Source organism: uncultured Campylobacter sp., assembly GCF_937980635.1.
Lineage (GTDB): Bacteria > Campylobacterota > Campylobacteria > Campylobacterales > Campylobacteraceae > Campylobacter_B.
The window spans coordinates 1-21,085 of record NZ_CALJPG010000037.1; the positions used below are offsets into that span (position 1 = coordinate 1).

The 21,085-nt window shown below is 42.8% G+C and carries 22 protein-coding genes; 14 read left to right on the top strand and 8 right to left on the bottom strand.

The genetic code is table 11. The features are described 5' to 3' along the window. The 6 genes from Q0460_RS09975 to Q0460_RS10000 form a co-directional block, all read left to right on the top strand. On the top strand, window positions 1-918 hold a 918-nt coding region (locus tag Q0460_RS09975), incomplete at its 5' end, for an iron ABC transporter permease (RefSeq protein WP_299086582.1). Then, window positions 915-1,700 carry an ABC transporter ATP-binding protein gene (locus Q0460_RS09980; RefSeq protein ID WP_299086583.1) on the top strand — a complete coding sequence of 262 codons (786 nt, stop codon included), beginning with the start codon at window positions 915-917 and terminating at the stop codon, window positions 1,698-1,700. The genes Q0460_RS09975 and Q0460_RS09980, both read left to right, overlap by 4 nt. A gap of 23 nt (window positions 1,701-1,723) precedes the next feature. Further along, the gene (locus tag Q0460_RS09985) at window positions 1,724-2,671 is read left to right on the top strand and encodes an aldo/keto reductase (RefSeq protein ID WP_009649659.1); all 948 of its coding nucleotides are present in this window, start codon (window positions 1,724-1,726) and stop codon (window positions 2,669-2,671) included. 17 nt (window positions 2,672-2,688) lie between these two features. Beyond that, entirely contained in the window at window positions 2,689-3,762 is a 1,074-nt protein-coding gene (locus Q0460_RS09990; protein WP_299086584.1) for an ABC transporter substrate-binding protein, read from the top strand. A gap of 21 nt (window positions 3,763-3,783) precedes the next feature. Then, the gene (locus Q0460_RS09995; protein WP_299086585.1) at window positions 3,784-4,296 is read left to right on the top strand and encodes a hypothetical protein; all 513 of its coding nucleotides are present in this window, start codon (window positions 3,784-3,786) and stop codon (window positions 4,294-4,296) included. Window positions 4,297-4,362: 66 nt separating this feature from the next. Next, window positions 4,363-4,689: a hypothetical protein gene (locus tag Q0460_RS10000; protein WP_299086586.1), complete on the top strand. Its 327-nt coding sequence runs from the start codon at window positions 4,363-4,365 to the stop codon at window positions 4,687-4,689. 274 nt (window positions 4,690-4,963) lie between these two features. Here the strand turns inward: Q0460_RS10000 and Q0460_RS10005 are convergent, their stop codons facing one another. The 4 genes from Q0460_RS10005 to Q0460_RS10020 all read right to left on the bottom strand — a co-directional run bounded on the left by Q0460_RS10005 (window position 4,964) and on the right by Q0460_RS10020 (window position 9,365). Continuing rightward, window positions 4,964-6,472 (bottom strand): succinate CoA transferase, encoded by a 1,509-nt coding sequence (locus Q0460_RS10005; protein WP_299086587.1) that lies wholly within the window; start codon window positions 6,470-6,472, stop codon window positions 4,964-4,966. Between the two features lie 946 nt (window positions 6,473-7,418). Beyond that, window positions 7,419-7,937, bottom strand: a complete 519-nt coding sequence (locus tag Q0460_RS10010) for a hypothetical protein (RefSeq protein WP_299086588.1) — start codon at window positions 7,935-7,937, stop codon at window positions 7,419-7,421. Between the two features lie 292 nt (window positions 7,938-8,229). Then, complete coding sequence (locus Q0460_RS10015; RefSeq protein ID WP_299086589.1) at window positions 8,230-8,796, bottom strand: sel1 repeat family protein; 567 nt, start codon at window positions 8,794-8,796, stop codon at window positions 8,230-8,232. A gap of 137 nt (window positions 8,797-8,933) precedes the next feature. Then, window positions 8,934-9,365, bottom strand: coding sequence for a redoxin family protein (locus tag Q0460_RS10020; protein ID WP_299086590.1), 432 nt, complete (start codon window positions 9,363-9,365; stop codon window positions 8,934-8,936). Between the two features lie 134 nt (window positions 9,366-9,499). Here Q0460_RS10020 and Q0460_RS10025 point away from each other — a divergent pair, with 134 nt between their 5' ends. Next, entirely contained in the window at window positions 9,500-10,582 is a 1,083-nt protein-coding gene (locus Q0460_RS10025) for a DUF3137 domain-containing protein (RefSeq protein ID WP_299086591.1), read from the top strand. Window positions 10,583-10,793: 211 nt separating this feature from the next. Here Q0460_RS10025 and Q0460_RS10030 read toward each other — a convergent pair whose 3' ends face one another. Next, window positions 10,794-11,804: a DUF475 domain-containing protein gene (locus Q0460_RS10030; RefSeq protein ID WP_299086592.1), complete on the bottom strand. Its 1,011-nt coding sequence runs from the start codon at window positions 11,802-11,804 to the stop codon at window positions 10,794-10,796. An 87-nt stretch (window positions 11,805-11,891) separates the two neighbouring features. On the opposite strand from Q0460_RS10030, the gene Q0460_RS10035 reads away from it, so the two are divergent. Continuing rightward, a complete protein-coding gene (locus Q0460_RS10035; RefSeq protein WP_299086593.1) occupies window positions 11,892-13,211 on the top strand; it encodes a Na+/H+ antiporter NhaC family protein in 1,320 nt (439 codons plus the stop codon). Window positions 13,212-13,282: 71 nt separating this feature from the next. Here the strand turns inward: Q0460_RS10035 and Q0460_RS10040 are convergent, their stop codons facing one another. Continuing rightward, the gene (locus tag Q0460_RS10040; RefSeq protein WP_299086594.1) at window positions 13,283-13,438 is read right to left on the bottom strand and encodes a hypothetical protein; all 156 of its coding nucleotides are present in this window, start codon (window positions 13,436-13,438) and stop codon (window positions 13,283-13,285) included. Window positions 13,439-13,452: 14 nt separating this feature from the next. On the opposite strand from Q0460_RS10040, the gene Q0460_RS10045 reads away from it, so the two are divergent. After that, the gene (locus Q0460_RS10045; protein WP_299086595.1) at window positions 13,453-13,896 is read left to right on the top strand and encodes a copper resistance protein CopD; all 444 of its coding nucleotides are present in this window, start codon (window positions 13,453-13,455) and stop codon (window positions 13,894-13,896) included. 193 nt (window positions 13,897-14,089) lie between these two features. Here Q0460_RS10045 and Q0460_RS10050 read toward each other — a convergent pair whose 3' ends face one another. Beyond that, window positions 14,090-14,302 carry a hypothetical protein gene (locus tag Q0460_RS10050; protein WP_299086596.1) on the bottom strand — a complete coding sequence of 71 codons (213 nt, stop codon included), beginning with the start codon at window positions 14,300-14,302 and terminating at the stop codon, window positions 14,090-14,092. A 182-nt stretch (window positions 14,303-14,484) separates the two neighbouring features. Here Q0460_RS10050 and Q0460_RS10055 point away from each other — a divergent pair, with 182 nt between their 5' ends. The 4 genes from Q0460_RS10055 to Q0460_RS10070 all read left to right on the top strand — a co-directional run bounded on the left by Q0460_RS10055 (window position 14,485) and on the right by Q0460_RS10070 (window position 17,807). Beyond that, a complete protein-coding gene (locus tag Q0460_RS10055) occupies window positions 14,485-15,294 on the top strand; it encodes a transporter substrate-binding domain-containing protein (protein ID WP_299086597.1) in 810 nt (269 codons plus the stop codon). Between the two features lie 21 nt (window positions 15,295-15,315). Beyond that, entirely contained in the window at window positions 15,316-16,119 is an 804-nt protein-coding gene (locus tag Q0460_RS10060; RefSeq protein WP_297904070.1) for a transporter substrate-binding domain-containing protein, read from the top strand. Between the two features lie 65 nt (window positions 16,120-16,184). Beyond that, window positions 16,185-16,988 (top strand): transporter substrate-binding domain-containing protein, encoded by an 804-nt coding sequence (locus tag Q0460_RS10065; protein ID WP_005872860.1) that lies wholly within the window; start codon window positions 16,185-16,187, stop codon window positions 16,986-16,988. Window positions 16,989-17,003: 15 nt separating this feature from the next. Then, window positions 17,004-17,807: a transporter substrate-binding domain-containing protein gene (locus Q0460_RS10070; RefSeq protein ID WP_005872862.1), complete on the top strand. Its 804-nt coding sequence runs from the start codon at window positions 17,004-17,006 to the stop codon at window positions 17,805-17,807. A gap of 221 nt (window positions 17,808-18,028) precedes the next feature. Here Q0460_RS10070 and Q0460_RS10075 read toward each other — a convergent pair whose 3' ends face one another. Next, on the bottom strand, window positions 18,029-18,985 hold the full coding sequence (locus Q0460_RS10075) for an AraC family transcriptional regulator (RefSeq protein ID WP_299086598.1): 957 nt from the start codon (window positions 18,983-18,985) through the stop codon (window positions 18,029-18,031). Between the two features lie 109 nt (window positions 18,986-19,094). Here Q0460_RS10075 and Q0460_RS10080 point away from each other — a divergent pair, with 109 nt between their 5' ends. Then, window positions 19,095-21,065 carry a TonB-dependent receptor gene (locus tag Q0460_RS10080; protein WP_299086599.1) on the top strand — a complete coding sequence of 657 codons (1,971 nt, stop codon included), beginning with the start codon at window positions 19,095-19,097 and terminating at the stop codon, window positions 21,063-21,065. Window positions 21,066-21,085: the final 20 nt, after the last annotated feature.

Sequence of the window (21,085 nt, forward strand, 5' to 3'; positions counted from 1 at the left end):
AGCCCCTATGAAGCATTTATGATTATATACAAAACAATAACCGGAGATGTTAGCGGCTTAGGCGTACATGAAACTAGTGTAGTAATTGACATAAGACTACCTAGAATACTTATGGCAGTTTTAGTAGGTGCAGGGCTATCACTGGCAGGAGCAGCATATCAAACTGTTTTTTCAAACCCTTTAGTTAGCCCGGACTTACTAGGGGTGTCTTCAGGAGCAGGTTTTGGGGCGGCTTTATCTATATTATTATCCCTAGACATGATAGTGACTCAGCATGTTTCTTTGTTTCTGGGGCTTTTAGCAGTTTATATAGTTTTAAACCTATCCAGAGTAAAAAAACGAACAGATTTGTATGTGTTAGTTTTATCCGGAGTAATTGTAAAGTCACTATTTGATGCTTCAATATCATTTATTAAATATATAGCAGATCCGGAAGATAAGCTTCCAACTATCACTATGTGGTTGCTGGGAAGTTTAGCAAGTGTATCCTATAGAGACCTTGTTATTTGTTCAATAATAATAATACCTTGTATTTTCGGCTTCTTTCTATTAAGGTGGAAATTGAATCTTTTATCTCTAGATTCTGATGAGGCTAGGTCTTTAGGAATTAATGTAAAAAAATTACGTATTGTGGTTATTTTACTCTCAACATTGATAACTGCAACTACAGTTTCTGTATGTGGAATTATAGGATGGATAGGTTTAATAATTCCCCATTTGGCCAGAATGGTTATCGGAAATGATAATAGGTACCTTATTCCAACTTGTTGTGTTATGGGAGCAATTTATTTATTACTGATAGATACCCTTGCAAGAGCAGCTACAAGCAATGAAATTCCCATTTCAATATTAACAGCATTTATAGGTGCGCCATTATTCATAACTATACTTAGAAAAAATTTGGGAGAAAGAAGATGATACTCCAAGTTAAAAAAGGTACTTTTTCATATGGCAAGAGAAAAATTTTAAAAGATATTTCATTTGATTTAAAAGAAGAAGAAATAATGTCCATTCTTGGACCCAATGGGGTGGGTAAAACTACTTTCTTAAGGTGTCTTATGGGGTTTTTAAAATGGGACACGGGAAAAGCCTTATTGTTCGGCAAAGATATAAATGAATATGCAGAAAAAGAATTATGGGAAAACTTAAGTTATGTTCCTCAAGTTAAGAAAAGTGTGTTTAGTTATGGGGTTTTAGAAATGGTTGTGATGGGTTTAGACAAGGAAAACAGTTTTTTCCATATCCCTACGAAGGAAGATTATGATAAAGCTTATGAAACTTTAAAAGAATTAGGAGTTGAAAAGCTATCAAATAGATACTGTGATGAGCTATCCGGAGGAGAGCTTCAAATGGTTATGATTGCGAGAGCTCTTGTTTCTAATCCAAAACTTCTTATTTTAGATGAACCGGAGTCAAACCTGGATATGAAGAATCAAATTAGAATCATAGAGGCAATTAAACATATAAATGTAAATAAAAAATCTGCTTGCATAATAAACACTCATTTTCCTAGTCATGCATTGCAGATATCTGACAAAACTTTGTTTATCGGTAGTGACTACAAAACAACCTTTGATGAAAGTTCGAAAGCCATTACTGAAGATAACTTACAAAAGTATTTTCAAATCAAAGCTAAAATTTTAATTTTTCAAGCAGAAGAAGTTGAATACAAAACAGTTGCACCTTATAAAACCATATAGAACTGTTAGAAGGAGGTTAATAAATGGAATATAGAAAATTAGGATCTACAGGCATACAAATTTCAAGAATATCTATGGGAAGTCATCACTTAAAGAATCCCCAAGATATAGATAAACATGCAGAAAATTTCTTCTATGCATATAAACAAGGAATAAATTTCTTTGAAACTGGCGATACTTATGGAAACAATTGTTCAGAACTTATATTAGGTACAGCCATAAAAGAAATGAAGAAGCATAAAAAACCATTTTATATTATGTCAAAGACACATGCCGGAGATTCTAAAACATTTCGAAAAAATCTTGAAAATTCTTTGAAGAATTTAGGAATAAGTTGTATTGACTCCTTTACTTGTCTTTGGGGTGTAAAATCTTTTGAAGAATGGAGAGGAGCTAAAAACTATGGAGCTATAAGAGAGATGGAAAAAGCAAGAGAAGAAGGACTTATTAAGCATATTACTTTTTCTTCACACTTACAAAATAAAGAACTAATTGAGATGATTGGGGAGTATAAATTTGATTATAGTTTACAGGGCTTTAATATAATTAATTCCAAATACAGATTAAAAGGAATAATGAAGACTCATGAAAAAGATATAGGGACAATAGCTATGAATCCGCTGGCAACAGGAGACTTGTTGCTTTATGAAGATATATTTAACGCTATTCGTATAAAAGAAGACCAAACTTTGGTTCAAGCGGCATATGCATATATTCTGTCCTTTCCTTTTATAGATTCTGTACTGGGAACCTTTAATTCAAAAGATGAAATTAATGAAGCTATTAAAACCCTATATCAAGAACCTTACTCTGCTAAAGAAAGGAGTGAACAAGAAGGAAAATTAAAAGAAAGAATTAATCAAGTTGATTTAGAAAGAAAGATAGAAGTTGGCAAAGCTCTTAGACAAAGACCTCATATATTAAGAGAAGAAGTTGCAGATTTGTTTGGAGTTTATCCACTAAGTGTATAATTTTCAAAGGAGGAAAAATGAAAAGAAGGATTAGTTTATTATTATTTTTAGTACTAGCATTAATTTTAAATGCTTGTGACGGCAGCGAAAAAGAAGCTAGTCAAGTGCAAGAAGTTAAAGAGGTAAAAGAAAGCGAATACTCGGTTACTGATGTTAGAGGAAAAACGATTAAATTTGAAAAAACACCGGAAAGAATTGCAACGGTGGACAAGCCTCTTCCGTCTATAATATATGCAATTGATGGAAAGACAGATAAAATTGTAGGATGCAACCCATCTTCTATTAAAGCTTTTGAAGAAAGTGTTTTAAAAAACATGTATCCACAACTAGCTAATGCGAATACTAAATGGTGTTCAAAAAACTCAGTTGTTAACGTGGAAGAGTTATTGAAGCTAAAACCGGATGTAGTGTTTATTTATTTGAATAGTGAGAAAGAAATTGAAAAAATGGAAGCTGCAGGACTTAAGGTAGTAGCTTTAAAGAGGGCAGAATTTGACAGTATAAAAGAAAATATAAAAATAATATCTGAAGTACTTCAAAAGAAAGAACGTGGCGACTTATTAGTTGAATATATGGACAAAGGAATTAATGAAGTAACATCAAAGTTAGCTGAAATAAAAGATGAAGATAAACCAAAAGTTATAGAGTTTTATAGTGACATGAAAATAGCTGTAAAAGCATACGACCATTGGATGAAACCAAGTGGAGCCCATAATCCGGCCCACGAGCTTAAGGGTGAATTTGCTGAAGTGGACATGGAGCAGATGATTGTATGGAACCCTGATATCATTTATTTAGGAAATCATTCAGACTTAATGCCGGAAGACTTTATTGAAAATAAGCAGGAAGGTAGAAACTGGTCAACAATTAAAGCTGTAGCTAACAAACAAGTATACAAAATTCCTATAGGTGTTTATAGATGGGATCCTCCTGGGGTTGAAACTCCGCTTACAGTTAAATGGGCTGCAAAAATACAGTATCCACAATTGTTTTCAGATATGGACATGGAAGTAGAGTTAAAGAATTTCTTTGAATATGTATATGATTACAAATTATCAGATGATGAAGTTGCTACAATATTGAGGAAGTAGTTTAACAAGAAAGGAAGAAACATGGATAAAATAAAAGTATTAGAAAAAGGACATGAATTAGAATATAGCTTTGATAATTTACTAAACTATCATGGTGTAGGTTATCCCGGGGGAGTAGCTCATGCATTTCAAGTCATGAGTAGAGCCTTTCCACTTTTAGATGATGGGAAATTATTAGAAAGAAGAGAGATATATCTTATTACAGCATTTCCTGGACCGGGAGGGCTAGATGCTTTTGAAATGGTAACAAGATGCGTAACAGATGGTAGAATTTCCGTTGATATTAATTTAAAAGAAGCTGAAGAAGTCTTAGAAAGTCCCCATGGAAGATATTATTTTAAATTCAAGTATAGAGATAAAACAGTTGTTATAACCATAAAGCCAGGTTTTGTACTAAAAGAATTTGTTGAATTAGCAAGAAAAGAAGATAGAAGTGAAGAAGAAGAGACTACTTTGATTCAGATGAAAAAAGATATGGCAGCAAGACTATTGGCCGCTAAGCCCGAAGAAGTATATAACGCAAAAGTTCTATAAAAGAAAAAGAGAAGGGTTTTGATATGTACCCTCTTTACTGGACAAACCAGTAAGGAGGGTATTTTTATGAAATATAGCTATGAATTTAAAAAGAACTGTATAGAATTATACAAACAAGGTAAATGGGCTGATACACCTAGAGGTATCAACAAATATTACTTCCGTAACTACATAAGAATATGGAATAATTTAGTAGAAACACATGGAATTGAGGTATTAAAGCATAAATCTCATAACAATAGTTTTTTAGTAGAGGATAAATATAATAGTGTATTAGAAGTTGTTAAAGGAAAATCTACTTATCAAGTTTCTATTGAATTAGGAATCAGTGAAGGTAATATTCAAAACTGGGTTAACAAATATAAAATTTATTTACGCCTTTGCAATAGATAGAGGTGTTTTTACACCCCCCACTATTGACAAAGAACCTTTTAAATTCCGCGCCTTAAACCCGCCTGCAAATTTTAAAATTTTATGGCGCAAATTTCGATCCATTCGTTTTATAACATTTCACGCGAGCTTTACAAAATAAAAATTTTAACGAGCTTTACTCTAATTAGCGATAGAGCTTTCAAATGTAGGCGAAATTTTTAAGTGCAAACTTCCCACTTCAGCAAGAATGAGCTTAAATTTTAGGTTTTAGCGCATTAGCTTGAGCAAATTCGCTCTAAGCCTTCATACTCCCCGTATCTTTAAATCTTTGATGCCACGACAGCGCCTCGCTTAAGATGTGTGGAGTATGCCCCGCACAGGGCTGCGCACATGCCCGCTCGAAATAATCTCTCAGCGCGTCTTGGTAAGTGGGATGCGCGATGCTTATCATCGCGCGAGCACGCTCACGAGGGCATTTACCGCGCAGATCGGCGATGCCGTATTCGGTGATGATGACTTGAGTGTCGTGCTCGGTATGATCAACGTGACTCACGAAGGGCACGATAGCGCTAATCGCGCCGCCTTTAGCTAGCGACGGGCTAAGAAATAGCGACAAATATCCGTTGCGAGCGAAGTCACCGCTACCGCCGATGCCATTTTTCATCTGCGAGCCCATGACGTTAGTGGAGTTTACATTGCCGTAGATGTCTGCCTCTAGCATGCCATTCATCGACACGACGCCAAGCCTTCTGATGAGTGCTGGCGAGTTGGAGACATCTTGTGAACGTAGTATGATGTGTTTGCGGTAGAAATCGATGCTTTTTTGAAATTCCTCGACACCTGCGGGACTAAGCGATAGCGCCGTGGCACTTGCAGTGCCTACGACGCCTCTTTTGATGAGATCTAGCATGCCGTCTTGGATCACCTCGGAGTAGCATTGCAGCCCTTGGTAGCCAGCATTTTGTAGCGAACTAAGCACGGCGTTGGCGACGTTGCCGATGCCCGATTGTAGCGGCAGTAGCTTCTTTGCGGGAAGTCTGCCGCAAGCCTCCTCGTTTTTTAAGAATTTTACGACATTGCGCCCGATCGCACTTGAAATTTCATCCACGGCGGTGAAATTATTGACGCGATCATGCGTCCTAGCCTCTATGACAGCGATTACTTTGGCAGGATCTACATGCATATAAGGGCTGCCTACACGATCGCCTACGTGCTTGATCGGCAGATCCTCAGCATGCGGCGGTAGGCGCAGATCCGTAACGTCGTGAATGCCCTCCAGCTCAAGCGGCTGATAGTAATTCGCTTCTAAAATCACGCGATCGGCGATATCGAGCCAGGCTTGGTTGTTGCCTAGCGATGTGGACGGCACGAGCTCACCGCCTTCTTTAATCGCCACTACTTCGATCACGGCAAAGTTTAGATGTGGAAAAAAGCCAGCTTTAAGCTGCGCGGCAAGGCTTGATAGATGCACGTCCGCGTATCGCACGGCACCACTATTTATCGCACGGCGCATATCGGCATCCGTAAAAAACGGCACGCGAAAGCTCACGGCACCTGCTTTTGCCAAAACTCCGTCTAAAAGCGGATCGGTCGATGCACCTGTAAAAATTTCGATTTGATAGGGCTCGCCTTTTTCGTGCAGCGCTGTCGCTCGTTGCGCCAGAGCCTGCGGCAGCGCTAGTGCGCAGCCCGCCCCAACAAAGCCGCTAAAGCCCACCGATGCGCCATTTGGGATCAGCTCGCAGGCTTCCTCGGCGCTCATAATTTTTGATTTTAGATATTCGTTTTGCACGCGTGAGTTCATTTTCCGTCCTAGCCGTGATTTGGGCGAAATTATAATATTTTTGCGCGAAATTTCAAAATCTAAATTTCGTGCGCGAGCTAGGCTATAAAGTAAAATATGAGGCGCGGTCGGTTGAGATATACGCCGCCAAACGCTTTCGATCAGGCTTTTTTTGCTTCGGCGGTTTGAAATACGCGCTTGCACAAGCGCTCGGTAAATAGGGTTTTAGCGTGATTGAAGCTTGGTTTAATGATCTAGCTACGATATCATTAAACGCTTATCTCGCACCAAATCTTGCGGAATTTAGGCGCAAAATTTACGCATAATTTGTGAGCTGCGATATTTGAATTTAAGCACCCCTTACAATTTAATCGCTCGCCACACTTAAATTTAAATCTCCGCTTCTCAATTTTAAAATGGGTGTTTTGAAATTTATCGCTCGTGGCGTTTAAATTCTACGTCTTGCTAGCCTTGAGCCCATATTTGAAATTCCATCGCTTGCAGTACCACCTTTGCATGCCGCGCTTGGATTTTAATCCGCATTAATTGAAATTCTAGCTGCTTAAAATTATCGCCTCCTCGTACAAGACGACAGTTTAAAATTCCAATTTCGCGCTTTTTTTGGGAGGGCGGTTCGACGTAGATACGCAAAATTTTGATATTTTACGCTTGCAAAATTCTAAAAATTATATCATCACGGCTAGATTGCAGATTTTGTTTAAATTCTAGTTCTTAAAATTTTAGCCTGGCCGTCACGCACGATTTGTAATTCAAAGAGCCTTGTTGCACAAATTCTAATTTCTGCTGAGTCTAAAATCGACGCCGCTTACGACGCAAATTTAAACGCGTTTTAGAATTTAAAATTTAGTCCACCTTGTTACCATTTTCGGTCGAGCTCTATAAAATTTCGGCAAATTTTATATTCGCGAAATTTTAAAATTCTACCGTCGCAAAATAGAATGGAATTTCATCTCTGCGACTTGCCGTCGCCGAATTTCGCGACTATCTCCTCGCTGCAGCTCTCTTTGGGCGCCCAGCCATCGCGCTTCATCTGCGCTAGATTGTCGCACGCCTCCTGCGAGCCGTCCTCGCAAAGCTCGTCGTATATCACGAGGCTGCGGCATTGCCCGCTCGCGAAACTCTCCAGCACCGCGGCGTTGCCCAGGCAGGCTCGCTCGCGCAGATTGCTCATCGCGCGCTCGCCTGCGCCGCCCATTTTATTTCCCTGCTTCCGCTCGGCGAGGGTGGCGAGCTCGCAGGCGTCTGCGAAAAAGCCCTGCGCTTTGAGGCGGTTTCGCACGACGCCGCGACCGCCCAGCTCGTATCTCATCGCCGCTTCGTAGCATGCGGCGGCGTCCTTTTTGCCGCACTTTGCTAAAAGCGCGCTAGTTTTTGAGCCGCTAAATTTAAATTCTTTGGCTTTGCCTTCCGCGTTTGCCAAACTAAGCGCCAGCGCCGCCGTTAGCGCAAGCTTTAAAGCTTTCATCTCTGCTCCTTTTGTTTCGTTTATCTGCCGCTCTCCCCGATTTACTGCTTCATCGCGCCGCACCCACGAAAATCACTTTAAATTTTAAAACCGAACCTCGCTCATTCGAAGCAGAACGGGGCTGCCACGCGATGATCGGCGCCTTTAGATGCGGATCGCACGCTCATCTAGGTGCGAGTTGTAAAATTTAAGCTTTCGTGTGGCGAAATTTGCAAGACGTCCGGCAATCTACGCGGTCTAGCCCTAAAAAGCAATTCTGTGCCGCCCAAAGAAGCGCTTTGCCTCTGCCGCGCTAATTTTTCGGCAGTAGATCGAGCACCGTGCAGGCGCGCTTGTTGTGCATTTTGCATGCCTTATCTAGCGCCTGCCCCGAGAGCTCAAAGCTTTGAGGAGTGCCGATTCCTTGGAGATATTTGACCGACAGCTCGTAGCACGCCTCGCTACTGTCGGCATCGCACTGCTCTCGAAAAAGCTCAAACGACGCCACGACGTCCTTCTCTACGCCCAAGCCGCGCCCTAGCGCATCTGCGTAGAAAAAGCACGACAGCTGATCTTTGCGCTCGCAGCCGCTTTTCAGACCGCGCGCGATGCGCTCGCAGGAGCCTTCGTCGCTTTTTACGATGCAGCTTTGCAGATCCGCCCGCGAAATTCCGTCCGTTTGGATGACTGCATCGGCGCTGCTTTGCGAGCCGGCGCTTGCTTGACCGCTCTTTAGAAAGTGAGCGTTTTGCGCGGCGGTCTCGCCGATACTCGTTGTTTTGTCTGCTTTGCCCGCCGCAGAAATTTTATCTACTCGCGCGCTCTCGTCGCAGTTTGCTGCAAGGGCGCAAAATAGCGCTAAAAATAGAAATTTTTTCATACCAGCCTCCGTTAAATTTAGCGCCATTTTAATTAAAAATGCTGAATTTAATAGAAATGCGCTCCGCCCTAAATTCTAGTCTTGTGCCGCAGAGCGTTTGGAGCGCAAAATTTAAAGCGCGGCGCCGAAGCGATCGATTATAGGCCCTTTAGCGCCGCGAGTACGTTTTGCGCGTCCTGCTCGGGCTTAGCGATACGGCTAAAGCGCTTTATCTCCTTGCCATCCTGAAAAATCAGGGTTTGGCGGTGGTAAAATTTCTTCCCGTCGCCGGTCGTGAAAGTCTCGAGCCCAAGCGGCGCTTCAAGCTCGAATTTTTCGTCGTTTATGAACTCAAACGTAGCACCCGTAGCGCGCTTAAACTCGCTCGTGCCCGCCTCGCCCATGCTGCCTACGGCGATAAGCTCAAAGCCGAGGGCTTTTATCTGCGCAAACGCGCTCTCGTAGGCCTTGCACTGAAGCGTGCAGCCCGTAAGCCCCGCTGCGCCGCGCAACTCTGCGGGCAAAAATTTGCCGCTATCGCCCATTTTCGGATAGGTAAAAACCACGCAATTTTTCGGTAAATTTATCATCTCTCGCCTTTTGATCGAAATAGGTCTCAAAAATAGCATAAAAAATCTTAAACTCGCTTAACGGATGAAATTTTAATAAAATTTAGCGTAGAATAAGGGGCAAAATTTCGGCAAATCAAATTTGGAGTTAAATTTTGGATATTGACAGAGCGATAGAGGAACTGGCAAAAAAGCAGCAGCAGTGCAAGATAAAATTTCTAAAACCGTTGATTTTATTGCTATGCATCGCGGTTTTTTCCGTCGGCTGGTTTATCCACGACTTGATCCAAAACGAATACTCCTCCGCCGTGCTGATGTCTGCGATGATCCCGATAATTGCGGTAAGCTGCGTATGGGGGATTTTTGATGATTCCATCGCCAAGTGGGAGTACAACGCCTTTTACAAAGACGCCTTCATCCGCGCCATCATTTCAGATATCGATCCCGCCTTTAGATACGAGCCGCAAAGCGGCATAGACGAGGAAGAGCTCCGCAAAACAGGCATCTATCCGAACAATGAATTCGTAGCCGAGGATCAGATAGACGGTGTTTATAAAGGGGTAAAATTTAGCCTAAGTGAGGCGATAAAAATCTATGAAACGCGCGAGTCTATGGAGCTTGTAAGGCTATCCCAAAGATCCAAGAGCGATCTTTCTGCGGCTTTTTTGCTGTCGGCGATCGCGCTTTGGAACGCTTGGAGGCTCGGCGAATACGTGCAGGCCTTTAGCGGCTCGGTTTTGGTGTGCGAGTTTTATAAGAAATTTAAGGGGCAGACCATCATCGCGGACCGCTCGCCAGGCACAAAATTTTTAGGCGATCAGGAGCTGATGGACGATGTGATTTTCGGCGAGGAATTTCGCGTGTTCGCAAGCGATAAGATCGAGGCGCGGTATCTTTTGACGCCTAGCTTTATGGAGCGTCTCGGAGCTTTGAAGCTTAAGCTTGCGCCCAAGATTGCTCTTAGTGCGGCGTTTATGGACGGCAAATTTTATCTATTTTTAAACGGCGCGAAAAACCGCTTCGAAGCCGCGCTGTTTTCGCCGCGCACTACGCCAAAAGACGCCGAGCGGATAAAGGCCGAAGTTTTGCAGCTTCTGGGTATCATTGACGAGCTGCGCTTGAATGAGGAACTTTTTGGCGGCGCAAGCGAGAGCGGTGAGCCCGCAAATAGCCCGCCACCCGGCGGCGAAGAGCTGCAGAGATTGCGCGATAAAGGCTTGAGCTCGCGCGATCGCTGATTTGAATTTTAAAACGCCATCTCGCAGTTTAAAATTTAACGCTTTTAGTAAAATTTCAATCTCATCGCCCGCGGCTTTAAATTTAGCGCTTTTTGAAATTCGGCGTCTCTTAGAATTTAACGCGGCACAAGCGAGCAAATTTTACCGCTTGCGGCAGTAGCTTGAAATTTTAAAATTTGATCTCGCGCACGGCAAGATATGCGATGAAATTTTACTCGTTATTTCCCGCGATCGTTTCGATGAGTTTACGTTTGTTGCGGCGGTTGTAAAGCACCGACGAAAGGAGCGATAGCGCGATGAATAAGATCCCCACGGTGCCGGTTATGATCTCGCTTACTTCAAATTTCAGCTTGGCAAACATTATAAACGCCAAACACGCGATAGCGTAGTGCGCGCCGTGCTCCAGATACGCGAAGTGCGACAGCGTGCCGCGGGCGATGAGATACAGCGTGATAGAGCGCACGAACATCGCGCCAGCGCCAAGACCTAGCATGATGATGAAGATATTATCGCTTAGCGCAAACGCGCCGATCACGCCGTCGAAGCTAAAGCTCGCGTCCAGGGTCTCTAAGTATAAAAAGCCCGCAAAGCCGTTTTTTACGCCGTCCGTGCCGAAAAGGCGGTCGAAGCAGGAGATGAGTAGATAGAGTAAGATCGCGCCGAAATACGCTGCGCCGAGCGTAGCCGAGCCCGTTTTAGCAAGCAGCACGAGCCCCGCGGCTAGAGCGATCAGCGTGGGAGCGTTTGGAATGCGCTTTAAAAATCGCACGAGCCCGTTATTTTCGATTATGCCTAGCCAGTGTAGCTCGCGCTGCGTATCGAAGAAAAAATCGCAAAAGACCATCAGTAAAAACGCGCCGCCGAAGACGTAAATTTGCGCTTCGTTTTCGCTTAAAATTTCATGGTAGCGCTGCGGCTGCTTAAGCGCTAGCACGAGGGTTTCCCAAAGACCCAGATGCGCGCTAGCCGCGACGATTAGTACGGGGAATAAAAACCTCATGCCAAAAACCGCGATCGGAATACCCCAGAGGATAAATCTGCTCTGCCACACCGGCGCCATATCTTTTAGCACTTTGGCATTGACTACGGCGTTGTCGAAGCTGAGGCTGATTTCGAGTGCGCACAAAAGCGCGCAGATATAAGCGGCACCCGCACCGCCGATATAAAACGCGATAGCAAGCGCAATTAGGCTTACTACAAAAGAGGAGTAAAAATATTTCATCGCTGTCCTAGCCGATTTTTTGCGCGATTTTAGCAAAATTTAGCCCTAAATTCTATATAATTGCAAAAATTCCAAAAAAGGCAAAAGATGCTTACTAATCCCGTATTTATCAGTATCTGTGTGATGTGCGCGCTATGCTTGCTGAGGTGCAACGTAATGCTTGCGATCCTAATCGGCACGATATGCGCCGTGCTCTCAAGCAATATCCCGCTGGGCGATGCCATAAATTTATTCATAAACGGCAACCCTGAAAACGCCGGCAGCCTCGGCATGGGCGGAAATTTAGAAACCGCGCTTTCGTATCTGCTGCTAGGCGTCATCGCAAGCGCGATCTCAAAGACCAACTTAACGGCGATCTTGGTGCGCGCGGTAGCAAATTTAATCAGCGACAAAAAATACGTCTTTATCTTTTCGATCGCCTTTTTTGCGTGCTTTTCACAAAATTTAATCCCCGTGCATATAGCCTTTATCCCGATTTTGATCCCGCCGTTAGTCAAGATCATGAACTCGCTAAAGATCGACCGCCGCGCCGTAGCGTGCGCGCTGACGTTCGGCTTGCAGACGCCGTATATGGCGCTGCCGCTGGGATTTGGACTTATCTTTATGGGGCTAATCGAAAAAAATATGAACGCAAACGGCATCGCGGTAAGCCTTGGCGACATATCAAGCGTGATGTGGCTCAGCGCAGTGCCGATGCTCGTGGGCCTCATCCTAGCCGTGATCTACTACCGCAAGCCGAGAGACTACGCCGAAACCAAACAGAGCCTGGATGCGCATTTTAGCGAGCTTAAGATGGGTATGCGCGAATGGGGCGCTCTAGCGGGCATCGCGGTGTGCTTCGCGGTGCAAATTTGGATCAAATCCCTTCCGTTTGCCGCGCTTAGCGGAATTTTAGTGATGCTTGCGAGCAAAGGCATCGAGTGGAAGAAGCTGGATAACGTATTTGACGAGGGCGTGCATATGATGGGCTATATCGCGTTTTTGATGCTGATCGCCGCAGGATACGGCACGATCTTAAAAGAAACCGGCGGCGTGAACGAGCTGGTGCACGTAGCGAGCACTTTAAGCGGCGGCAAGCTAGGCGGCGCGCTGTTGATGATCGGCATCGGACTGCTCGTGACGATGGGTATCGGCTCGAGCTTCGGCACGATCCCCATCATCGCTACGATATACTGTCCGCTAGCCGCGCAGCTGGGCTTTAGCACTGCAGCGACGATCTTTATCATCGGCGTGGCTGCGGGTATCGGCGATGCGGGCTCGCCTGCGAGCGATAGCACGCTCGGGCCTACCGTGGGGCTGAATATCGACGGCGGGCATAGCCATATGTGGGATACCTGCGTGCCGACCTTTATTTTCTTTAATATCCCGCTAATCATATTTGGCATAATCTTTTCGATGATGCTTTGAAATTTTATAAAATTTAACCGTGCTGCGGCGCCCATAAATTTATAAATTTATGGGCGCGTCCATTTTTAAATTTAGCTGCGCGGCTTTGCTTTTAAATTTGACTGCGTGATTTTGCGAAAATTTATCTGCGCTGCTCGCACGATCGGCTTAAATTTAACCGCTCGCGGTGCGTTGATGAAAATCATTGCTAAAATTTGAAATTTCGCATAAAATGGGCGAAATTTCATAGCAAGGAGCGGTGGTGGAGCAAATTTATCCTTACGTGCAGATCGTGCATCTCATCTGCGCCATTATCTTTTTAGGCTACATATTTTTCGACGTCGTGATTTTTTCGCGGCTCAAAGGCGTGCTGGGCGCGGATTTTGAGCGCGTTAAAAAGGTGATCGGCTCGCGCGCGATTAAGATCATGCCGGTTTGCCTTTTTACATTGATAATTACCGGCGGAATGATGATGAGCCGCTGGGTCGGAAGCGCTAACGGCGGGTATTTCGGCACGCCGCTTCAAAAAATCTTTATGCTAAAAGTCACGCTCGCGCTCATCATCGCCGTGTGCGTAGCGATAAATTTAAGCTGCCGCGCGATGGGAAGGCCCGCGCCGGAGTTTTTGCGAACGAACATCCATAAAATCGCGCTTACTTTCGGCTTCATCATCGTGCTTTGCGCCAAGCTGATGTTTGTAGTATGATTTATAGCGCAAAATTTAGCGCTGGCGGCACGCTTTTATCGCGAAATTCTGCAGCGTGGCACAGATTTAATTTTGCTTGCTTTTAGAATATGACGCTTGCTAAAAATTTTAAAATTCCAATTTATCGAGCGGGCGTAGGGATTTAAGAATTTTAAATTCCACTATGTCTGCACCAAAGCACGAAATTTTAAAATTACACTACTTTCTTGTGCTGTTTTACCAAATGCAACCTGCAAGATTTGATCTTATAAAATTTTAAAATTTCATCGCGAGTTTTAAAGCGCTCATAAAATATCTCGCCCAATTCTGCAGCTTTAAAATTTTGCAAAATTTTAAAAATTTTAAATTTTACCGCTAGGACGCGGATAAGAATTCTAAAAAACTCGCGCAAAATTGAAGCAAACAATGAAAAAGCGAATTTATTTGGCGACTTTACTTACTATTTAATAATCATTAAAGATATAAAAAGCTAAAATTGCTTTTCGCCCGCGGGCGAATTTAATGTCTGCTTGCCATTCGGGCGGGATTTCGAGGTTTTCCGTAGCCGCGGCAATAGTTTTGAAATTATTTATGAGAAAGGAAAAAAGGATGAAGAAATTTCTCTTAGGTCTGCTCGTCGCAGCTTTGGCCAGTAGCGCGCTTTGCGCAAGATCGCTCTCCGAGATCAAAAGTAGCGGAGTACTTAGAATAGGCGTTTATGACGCACAACCGCCGTTTAGCAAGATAGAAGACGGCGTGCATCAGGGCTTTGAGGTCGATATGGCAAATGCTATCGCTAAAGATATGCTTCCATCGGGCGGAAAGGTGGAGTTTACCTCCGTGCTTGCAAATCAGCGTATAAAATTCCTACAAGAAGATAAGGTGGATGCGGTTATCGCAACTCTTACCGTAACTCCGGAGCGCGAGAAGCAGGTAGATTTTACGACCCCGTATTTTAGCGTCAATATAGGCATTTTGACCCGCGTTGAAGATAAGATTAAATCTTTAAATGAATTGCAAGATAAAACTATTTTAGTTCTTAGCGGCGGTACTGCAGAAACATACTTTGAAAAGCAAGGCTATAATATCGCTAGATGCGATAACGCAAACGCTTGCTACAAGGCGCTAAAAGCTGGACAGGGCGACGGGTATGCCGATGATAACTTAGTCGTGCTGGCTTATCCGGTATTAGATAAAAAGGTTGAAGTAAATATCAAGAATTTAGGCACTTCGGATTTCTTAGCCATCGGCGTGAAAAAGGGCAATTCGGAGCTTTTGGATTTTCTAAACGGCGAGCTAATCAAGCTAAGCAAAGAGGGCTTTTTCAAAAATTCGTTCGATAATTTTATCGAGCCTTACTACAAAGGAACTGCAGAGAAAAAGTATTTCTTGCTGGACGATCTTTATAGCTTGCTGTAATTTTAAAAAAAGGGGGACGCTATGAAAAAGATAATCTTGGCGTTGATGCTGGCTGCGTGTTCGCTTCTTAGCAACACTTTGACTCAAATCAAAGAAAAAGGGGTTATTCGAATCGGTATAGATGGCTCGTCTCCGCCGTTTAGCGTCGCTAAAGCTGGCGAATATAGCGGGTTTGAGATACTCTTGATCGAAGGGCTTGTTAAAGAAATTTTCGGTGATAAAGGCAGCAAGATACAATATGTCGTAACGGTAGGTGATGACCGCATAAAAGCGGTACAGGATAACAGAGTTGATTTGGATATCGCACTAATCTCGGTTACGAAAGAGCGCGAGAAGCTGGTAGATTTCTCCGATCCATACTTTAGCGTAAATATCGGCGTGCTAACTCGTAGCGACGATAATATCAGAAAGGTCTCCGATCTAAACGGAAAGACTATACTGGCGCAGCCCGGCACTACTGTGTTTGATTACTTTACGAAACAGGGCTATAACGTAGTACCGTGTGCGAGCGCGAATGAATGCTTTAATGACCTAAAATCGGGTAAGGGCGACGGATACGGCGATGATAATCTACTTGTATTTGCTTATGCCGTAGTCGATTACAAGGTTGAGGTAAATATCAAGAATTTAGGCTCGACGGACTTCCTGGCCATCGCGGTGCAAAAGGGCAATACTGAGCTGCTTAACGCGGTAAATGCGGGACTAATTGAGCTAAGTAAAAAGGGTTTTTTTACAAAAATTTTTGATGAGAGTATTGAGCCTTTTTATAAAGGCACCATTGATAAAAAGTATTTCTTGCTGGACGATCTTTACAGCTTGTTTTGATTTAAAGTGGCGATGGATGAAATTCTATTCGCTTGCGGAATTTTAGTAAAATTTAAAGGAATTTTATGAAAAAGATTATATTTGCGTTGTTAATCGCTTCGTGTTCGTTATTTGCTAACTCTTTAGCGCAGATCAAAGAAAAAGGGCTCATTCGTATCGGAATAGACGGCTCACTGCCGCCGCTTAGCGTCTCCGAGGACGGCAAATACAGCGGTTTTGAAATTTCGCTTATTGAAGAGCTTTCAAAGGAAATTTTCGGCGATAAGGGCGGCAAAATCGAATATGTTGTAACTCTAGGCAACGACCGTATCACAGCCGTGCAAGATAACAAGGTCGATTTGGATATCGCAGCCATCACGGTTACGAAAGAGCGCGAGAAGCTAGTGGATTTTTCAAATCCCTACTTTAGCGTAAATATCGGCGTGCTAACCCGCACCGATGATAATATAAAAACCGTAGACGATTTACAAGATAAAGAAATTTTAGCAGAGCCCGGCACTACGGCGTTTGATTATTTTAACAAGGAAGGATTTAAGGTTATCTCATGCGCTAGTTCTAGCGAATGTTTCCGAGCGCTAAAATCCGGTCGCGGCAGCGGTTATGCAGACGATAATATGGTAGTTTTGGGCTATTCGGTTGTAGATCGCAAGGTAGAGGTAAATATCAAGAATTTAGGCACGACGGACTTTTTAGCTATCGCGGTGCAAAAAGGCAACGATGACTTACTAAACGCTCTAAATGACGGGCTTGTCAAGCTCAGCAAAAACGGCTTTTTCAAGAAAATTTTCAACGACAGCATTGATCCTTTTTACAAGGGAAAGGCTGAGAAAAAATATTTCTTGTTAGATGATCTTTATAAAATGTTTTGATTAAAAGGACGAAATATGAAAAAAATTCTACTAAGTATTTTGCTAGGTGCTGGCGCGCTTTGCGCTAATTCCCTAGCAGATATCAAGCAAGCGGGCGAAATTCGCATAGGCTTGCAAGATTCCCAGCCCCCGTTTAGCTTCGATGATAACGGCACGCTGAAGGGCTTTGAGGTTGACTTGGCAAACGAGCTAGTTAAAAATCTATTCGGCAATAAAAAGATCAAAATCGACTTTATCTCCGTAGCATCTAAAGATCGCGTTCCCTCGCTGGAGCAAAACAAAGTCGATCTCATCATATCCAAGCTTACCGTCACAAAAGACCGCGTTCAGAAAGTCGATTTTTCTTACCCGTATTATTCAGTGCAGATCGGCGTGCTAAGTCGTAAGGATGATAATATTTCAAGAATTGATCAGATCGCGCATAAAAAAATTCTAAGCGTTAAAGGCACAACTGCCGAGGAGCATTTTAAAAACGCGGGCTATGAGATTGCGACATGTGCCGATGCGAATGAATGCGTCGCTAGACTAAAGGCTGGCGAGGGTATAGGCTTTGCCGACGATAATACGGTCGTACTCGGATACGCTAGAAACGACGCCGCGCTTGATGCAAAAATCATCAACCTCGGCAAGGTAGATTATATCGCCGTCGCCCTATCTAAGGGCAATACTGAGCTGCTTGATGCCGTCAATAGCAGCCTGGTAAAAATGTATAAAGCGAAATTTTTCCATAAGGCTTTTGACGAGGATATCAAGCCATACTACGGCGGTAAGATCGATAAAAAGCACTTCACGCTCGATGAGGTTTATAGCCTGTTTTAAATTTAGACGTATTTAAAATTTTAAGGCGCCCTTTGACATCTGAACATACCCGTAGCTGCGATATTTGATCGCAGCTCGCTTTTGCCGCCAAGATTTCGGCGGCATTTATAATTTAAATTCCGTATTTTTGCAGGTCCGGTTGCGATATAAAATTTTATGAGATTTTGATATGCGGTTGCGAAAGAGTGTGGCTTCTAAAAGATAATCGGTCGTGCAAAATTCTAATCCGAGTAGTAAAATTTTATATCCTTTTTCAGTTGCATCGGCAATATATTAAATTTAGCCCTAAAAATTTTAGAAAAATGCGATAAATTATTGTATCCGACCATTTTGGCGGCTTCGTTTACGCTGATTTGATCTAGACTTAATAGCTCTTTTGCAATCTCAAGCCGCTCATTTGTCAGCATCGCATAAACGCTCGTGCCGAAATATGCTTTAAAGTCCCTTTTTAGTGCAAATTCGTTCGTAGCGCAAAGATGAGCAAGCTCTTTAATGCTAGGTGGATTTTGCATATTTTCAAGTAATATTTTCTTTGCTTTTTGGACTGTTTTTATGCGATTTTCATCAAGACTAAGCGTATTTTCAGGCTTATTAAATTTATAAAAACTTCTATAAAGCATCTCTAAAATTTTACTTTCCATAAAAATTTCTCGCATTTTGCCATCGTATATCGCGGCATTTTCGATCTCTTTGAGGATGATATTTTGCACGGCGCTTGTTTTAAATTTTTTCATGCAAACGGCTTGATCTAAATTCAAATTTTTTAAAATTCCCAACTCATTTGCAAAAGCGGTGCTAAGCGCTATGCAGGAGCTTTTATAGTGTTTATTTTCAAGCTCGTGAACGCCACACAATTTGCTTTGCATAGTTCCGAGCCAAAACTCACCTTTATTCAAAACGAATTGATCTTTATCCGATCTGAAGCAGATAGGATTTTCGCCCGTATTGAAAAATAAAAATGAATAGCGGCTACCTCGCTCGTGGCGATGCAAAAGAAAATCTCTGCAAATTATATCGCTGCTATAATATCCTATCTCTCCGCCCGTATAAAAAGAGCTAAAGTTGAATTTTATACTTTCGCTTTTAAGCTCGGTTTTGCTATACCTGCATTGCTTGGACGGCTCAATGTCGTTAGATATTTTTTGTAAAAAATCATCTAAACTTATCTCTTTACTCATCTTATCCCTTTAGCGTTTAAAATAATCCCTGTGCCGTTTAGTATTTCTTGATAATGCATATCTTATTATAGTAAAATGAGTTTAAATTTTAATAAGAAAAGGAGCGTTTGTGCGCGCAATATATAAATTATCGCTGATTGCTGTTATAGCGACAGCCGGAATATCGGGCGAGATAGAAAAACAAGGCAAAAGCGTAAATTTGGGTGAAATTACCGTAGTCAGTGCTACGGGCTATCGGCAAAATATCCAAGACGCCCCCGCTTCTATCTCCGTTCTTACGCAAAAAGAGATACAAAAGCGTAACTATCAAGATATCTCCGCAATGGTAGAGGATTTGCCGAGTGCCTTTACCGCAACGCTAGGTGCTGCATCTAGAAAAGGCATAAGCCTAAGAGGTCTATCTCAAAAGTATACAAAAATTTTAATCGACGGCAAGCCTGCGACCAGCGATAGTGCTTATAAAGGAATAAGAAGTATTGGTAGCAGTCAGAATTTCTTGCCTCCCGCAAATGCGATAGAGCGCATAGAGGTCATCCGCGGTCCTATGAGCTCGCTTTACGGCAGCGATGCGATGGGCGGAGTAATAAATATCATCACCAAAGGCTTTTCAAATGAGCTTAGCGGCAATGTAAACGGATACTATACTTTCGCTAAAAAATCGCAAATAAAAGGTGATTATCAAACGGGTTTTTATCTAAACGGAGCTATCGTCCCGGACGTACTAGGTATCGCACTTTACGGCAGATTTTTTGAAAAGATAGAGGACAAGGAGCCTTATGCGAATAGAAATAATGAAGAGACGAATATGGGCGCAAAACTGATGTATAACGTAACGCAAAACGATGAGGTAGCGCTTGATTATCGTAAAGTAAATAATAAATTTAGGCGTACATACGGGCGTACGCGAACAGCCTGGGGAGGCAATACCGATATTGCGAAAGAGGATATGAAGGGCTACACCGCAAGCCTGTCTCATCAGGGAAAATACGATAAGTTTATGATAGATAGCTATGCAAATTACGATAGCATGAAAGAAAGCGGCGACCAGGATCTGCGTCTTAGAACGACTACGCTAAATTCTAAAGGCTCATATTTTTTCGATTCAAATGCTTTGAGTTTGGGCGTGCAATACCGAAGCGAGAGATTAAACGAAGCCGCCACTATCGCAGATGAGGCAAACGTCAAAAGATGGGATTATTCGATCTACGGCGAGGATGATTTTTATCTAACTGATGATTTAACGCTAACCGGCGGAATCAGATATAATCGCGATAAGGACTACGGCGGCCATATATCGCCGCGCGCTTATGCCGTTTATCATTTAAACGAAAGTTTTTCTATTAAAGGTGGCGTTTCGACGGGATATTTAACTCCGGATATTAAGCAGCGTAGCGAGGGCCTTGCCTCGCCGTTTGCAGGAGGCCAGGGAGCGCAGATAGGCAGAAGCTCTTTAAAGCCTGAAAGCAGCATAAGCTACGAAGGCGGGTTTTCTTACGACGATAACGATAAATTTAACTTTAGCGCTACCGCGTTTTATACTGAAATCAAAGATGGAATTTCTACGAAATTGATTTGCCGTCCAAGACCGGGAAATCCTTGCGTGCATAACGGCAAAACTTACAGGCGCGGTATTTGGGATACTATAAATATCGGGGAAGCCGAGGTTAGGGGTCTAGAGCTAAGTAACGATTATCAAATTTTAGATAATTTGAAGCTACATGCAAACTACACCTATACGAAATCCGAGCAAAAAACGGGTAGCGAGAAGGGTAAAACCTTAAATAATTTTCCAATCCATTCGGTAAAGCTAGGATTTGATTACGACGTAAGCTCCAAGCTAAACTTATGGTCGCAAATAAATTATTATAGTAGGACGCGCGATAGCCTAAGCTACGATGAGGATATCCGCTCATACACGCTTTTTGATCTGGGTGCGAGCTATAAGCTCACAAAAGACGCAAGTTTAAATTTTACGCTTTATAACATATTCAACGAATTCGTACTAACGCGCTCGGGAAATTATCAAATGATGGTCGTAGACGGGATGAAGGCGCAGGTTGGATTTAACGTGAACTTTTAAATTCGCGACGCATAAAATTT

Coding starts and splice junctions, on each gene's coding strand:
- Q0460_RS09980 (WP_299086583.1), top strand. CDS start 915: ATGATACTCCAAGTTAAAAAAGGTACTTTTTCATATGGCAAGAGAAAA.
- Q0460_RS09985 (WP_009649659.1), top strand. CDS start 1,724: ATGGAATATAGAAAATTAGGATCTACAGGCATACAAATTTCAAGAATA.
- Q0460_RS09990 (WP_299086584.1), top strand. CDS start 2,689: ATGAAAAGAAGGATTAGTTTATTATTATTTTTAGTACTAGCATTAATT.
- Q0460_RS09995 (WP_299086585.1), top strand. CDS start 3,784: ATGGATAAAATAAAAGTATTAGAAAAAGGACATGAATTAGAATATAGC.
- Q0460_RS10000 (WP_299086586.1), top strand. CDS start 4,363: ATGAAATATAGCTATGAATTTAAAAAGAACTGTATAGAATTATACAAA.
- Q0460_RS10005 (WP_299086587.1), bottom strand. CDS start 6,472: ATGAACTCACGCGTGCAAAACGAATATCTAAAATCAAAAATTATGAGC.
- Q0460_RS10010 (WP_299086588.1), bottom strand. CDS start 7,937: ATGAAAGCTTTAAAGCTTGCGCTAACGGCGGCGCTGGCGCTTAGTTTG.
- Q0460_RS10015 (WP_299086589.1), bottom strand. CDS start 8,796: ATGAAAAAATTTCTATTTTTAGCGCTATTTTGCGCCCTTGCAGCAAAC.
- Q0460_RS10020 (WP_299086590.1), bottom strand. CDS start 9,365: ATGATAAATTTACCGAAAAATTGCGTGGTTTTTACCTATCCGAAAATG.
- Q0460_RS10030 (WP_299086592.1), bottom strand. CDS start 11,804: ATGAAATATTTTTACTCCTCTTTTGTAGTAAGCCTAATTGCGCTTGCT.
- Q0460_RS10035 (WP_299086593.1), top strand. CDS start 11,892: ATGCTTACTAATCCCGTATTTATCAGTATCTGTGTGATGTGCGCGCTA.
- Q0460_RS10040 (WP_299086594.1), bottom strand. CDS start 13,438: ATGAAATTTCGCCCATTTTATGCGAAATTTCAAATTTTAGCAATGATT.
- Q0460_RS10055 (WP_299086597.1), top strand. CDS start 14,485: ATGAAGAAATTTCTCTTAGGTCTGCTCGTCGCAGCTTTGGCCAGTAGC.
- Q0460_RS10060 (WP_297904070.1), top strand. CDS start 15,316: ATGAAAAAGATAATCTTGGCGTTGATGCTGGCTGCGTGTTCGCTTCTT.
- Q0460_RS10065 (WP_005872860.1), top strand. CDS start 16,185: ATGAAAAAGATTATATTTGCGTTGTTAATCGCTTCGTGTTCGTTATTT.
- Q0460_RS10070 (WP_005872862.1), top strand. CDS start 17,004: ATGAAAAAAATTCTACTAAGTATTTTGCTAGGTGCTGGCGCGCTTTGC.
- Q0460_RS10075 (WP_299086598.1), bottom strand. CDS start 18,985: ATGAGTAAAGAGATAAGTTTAGATGATTTTTTACAAAAAATATCTAAC.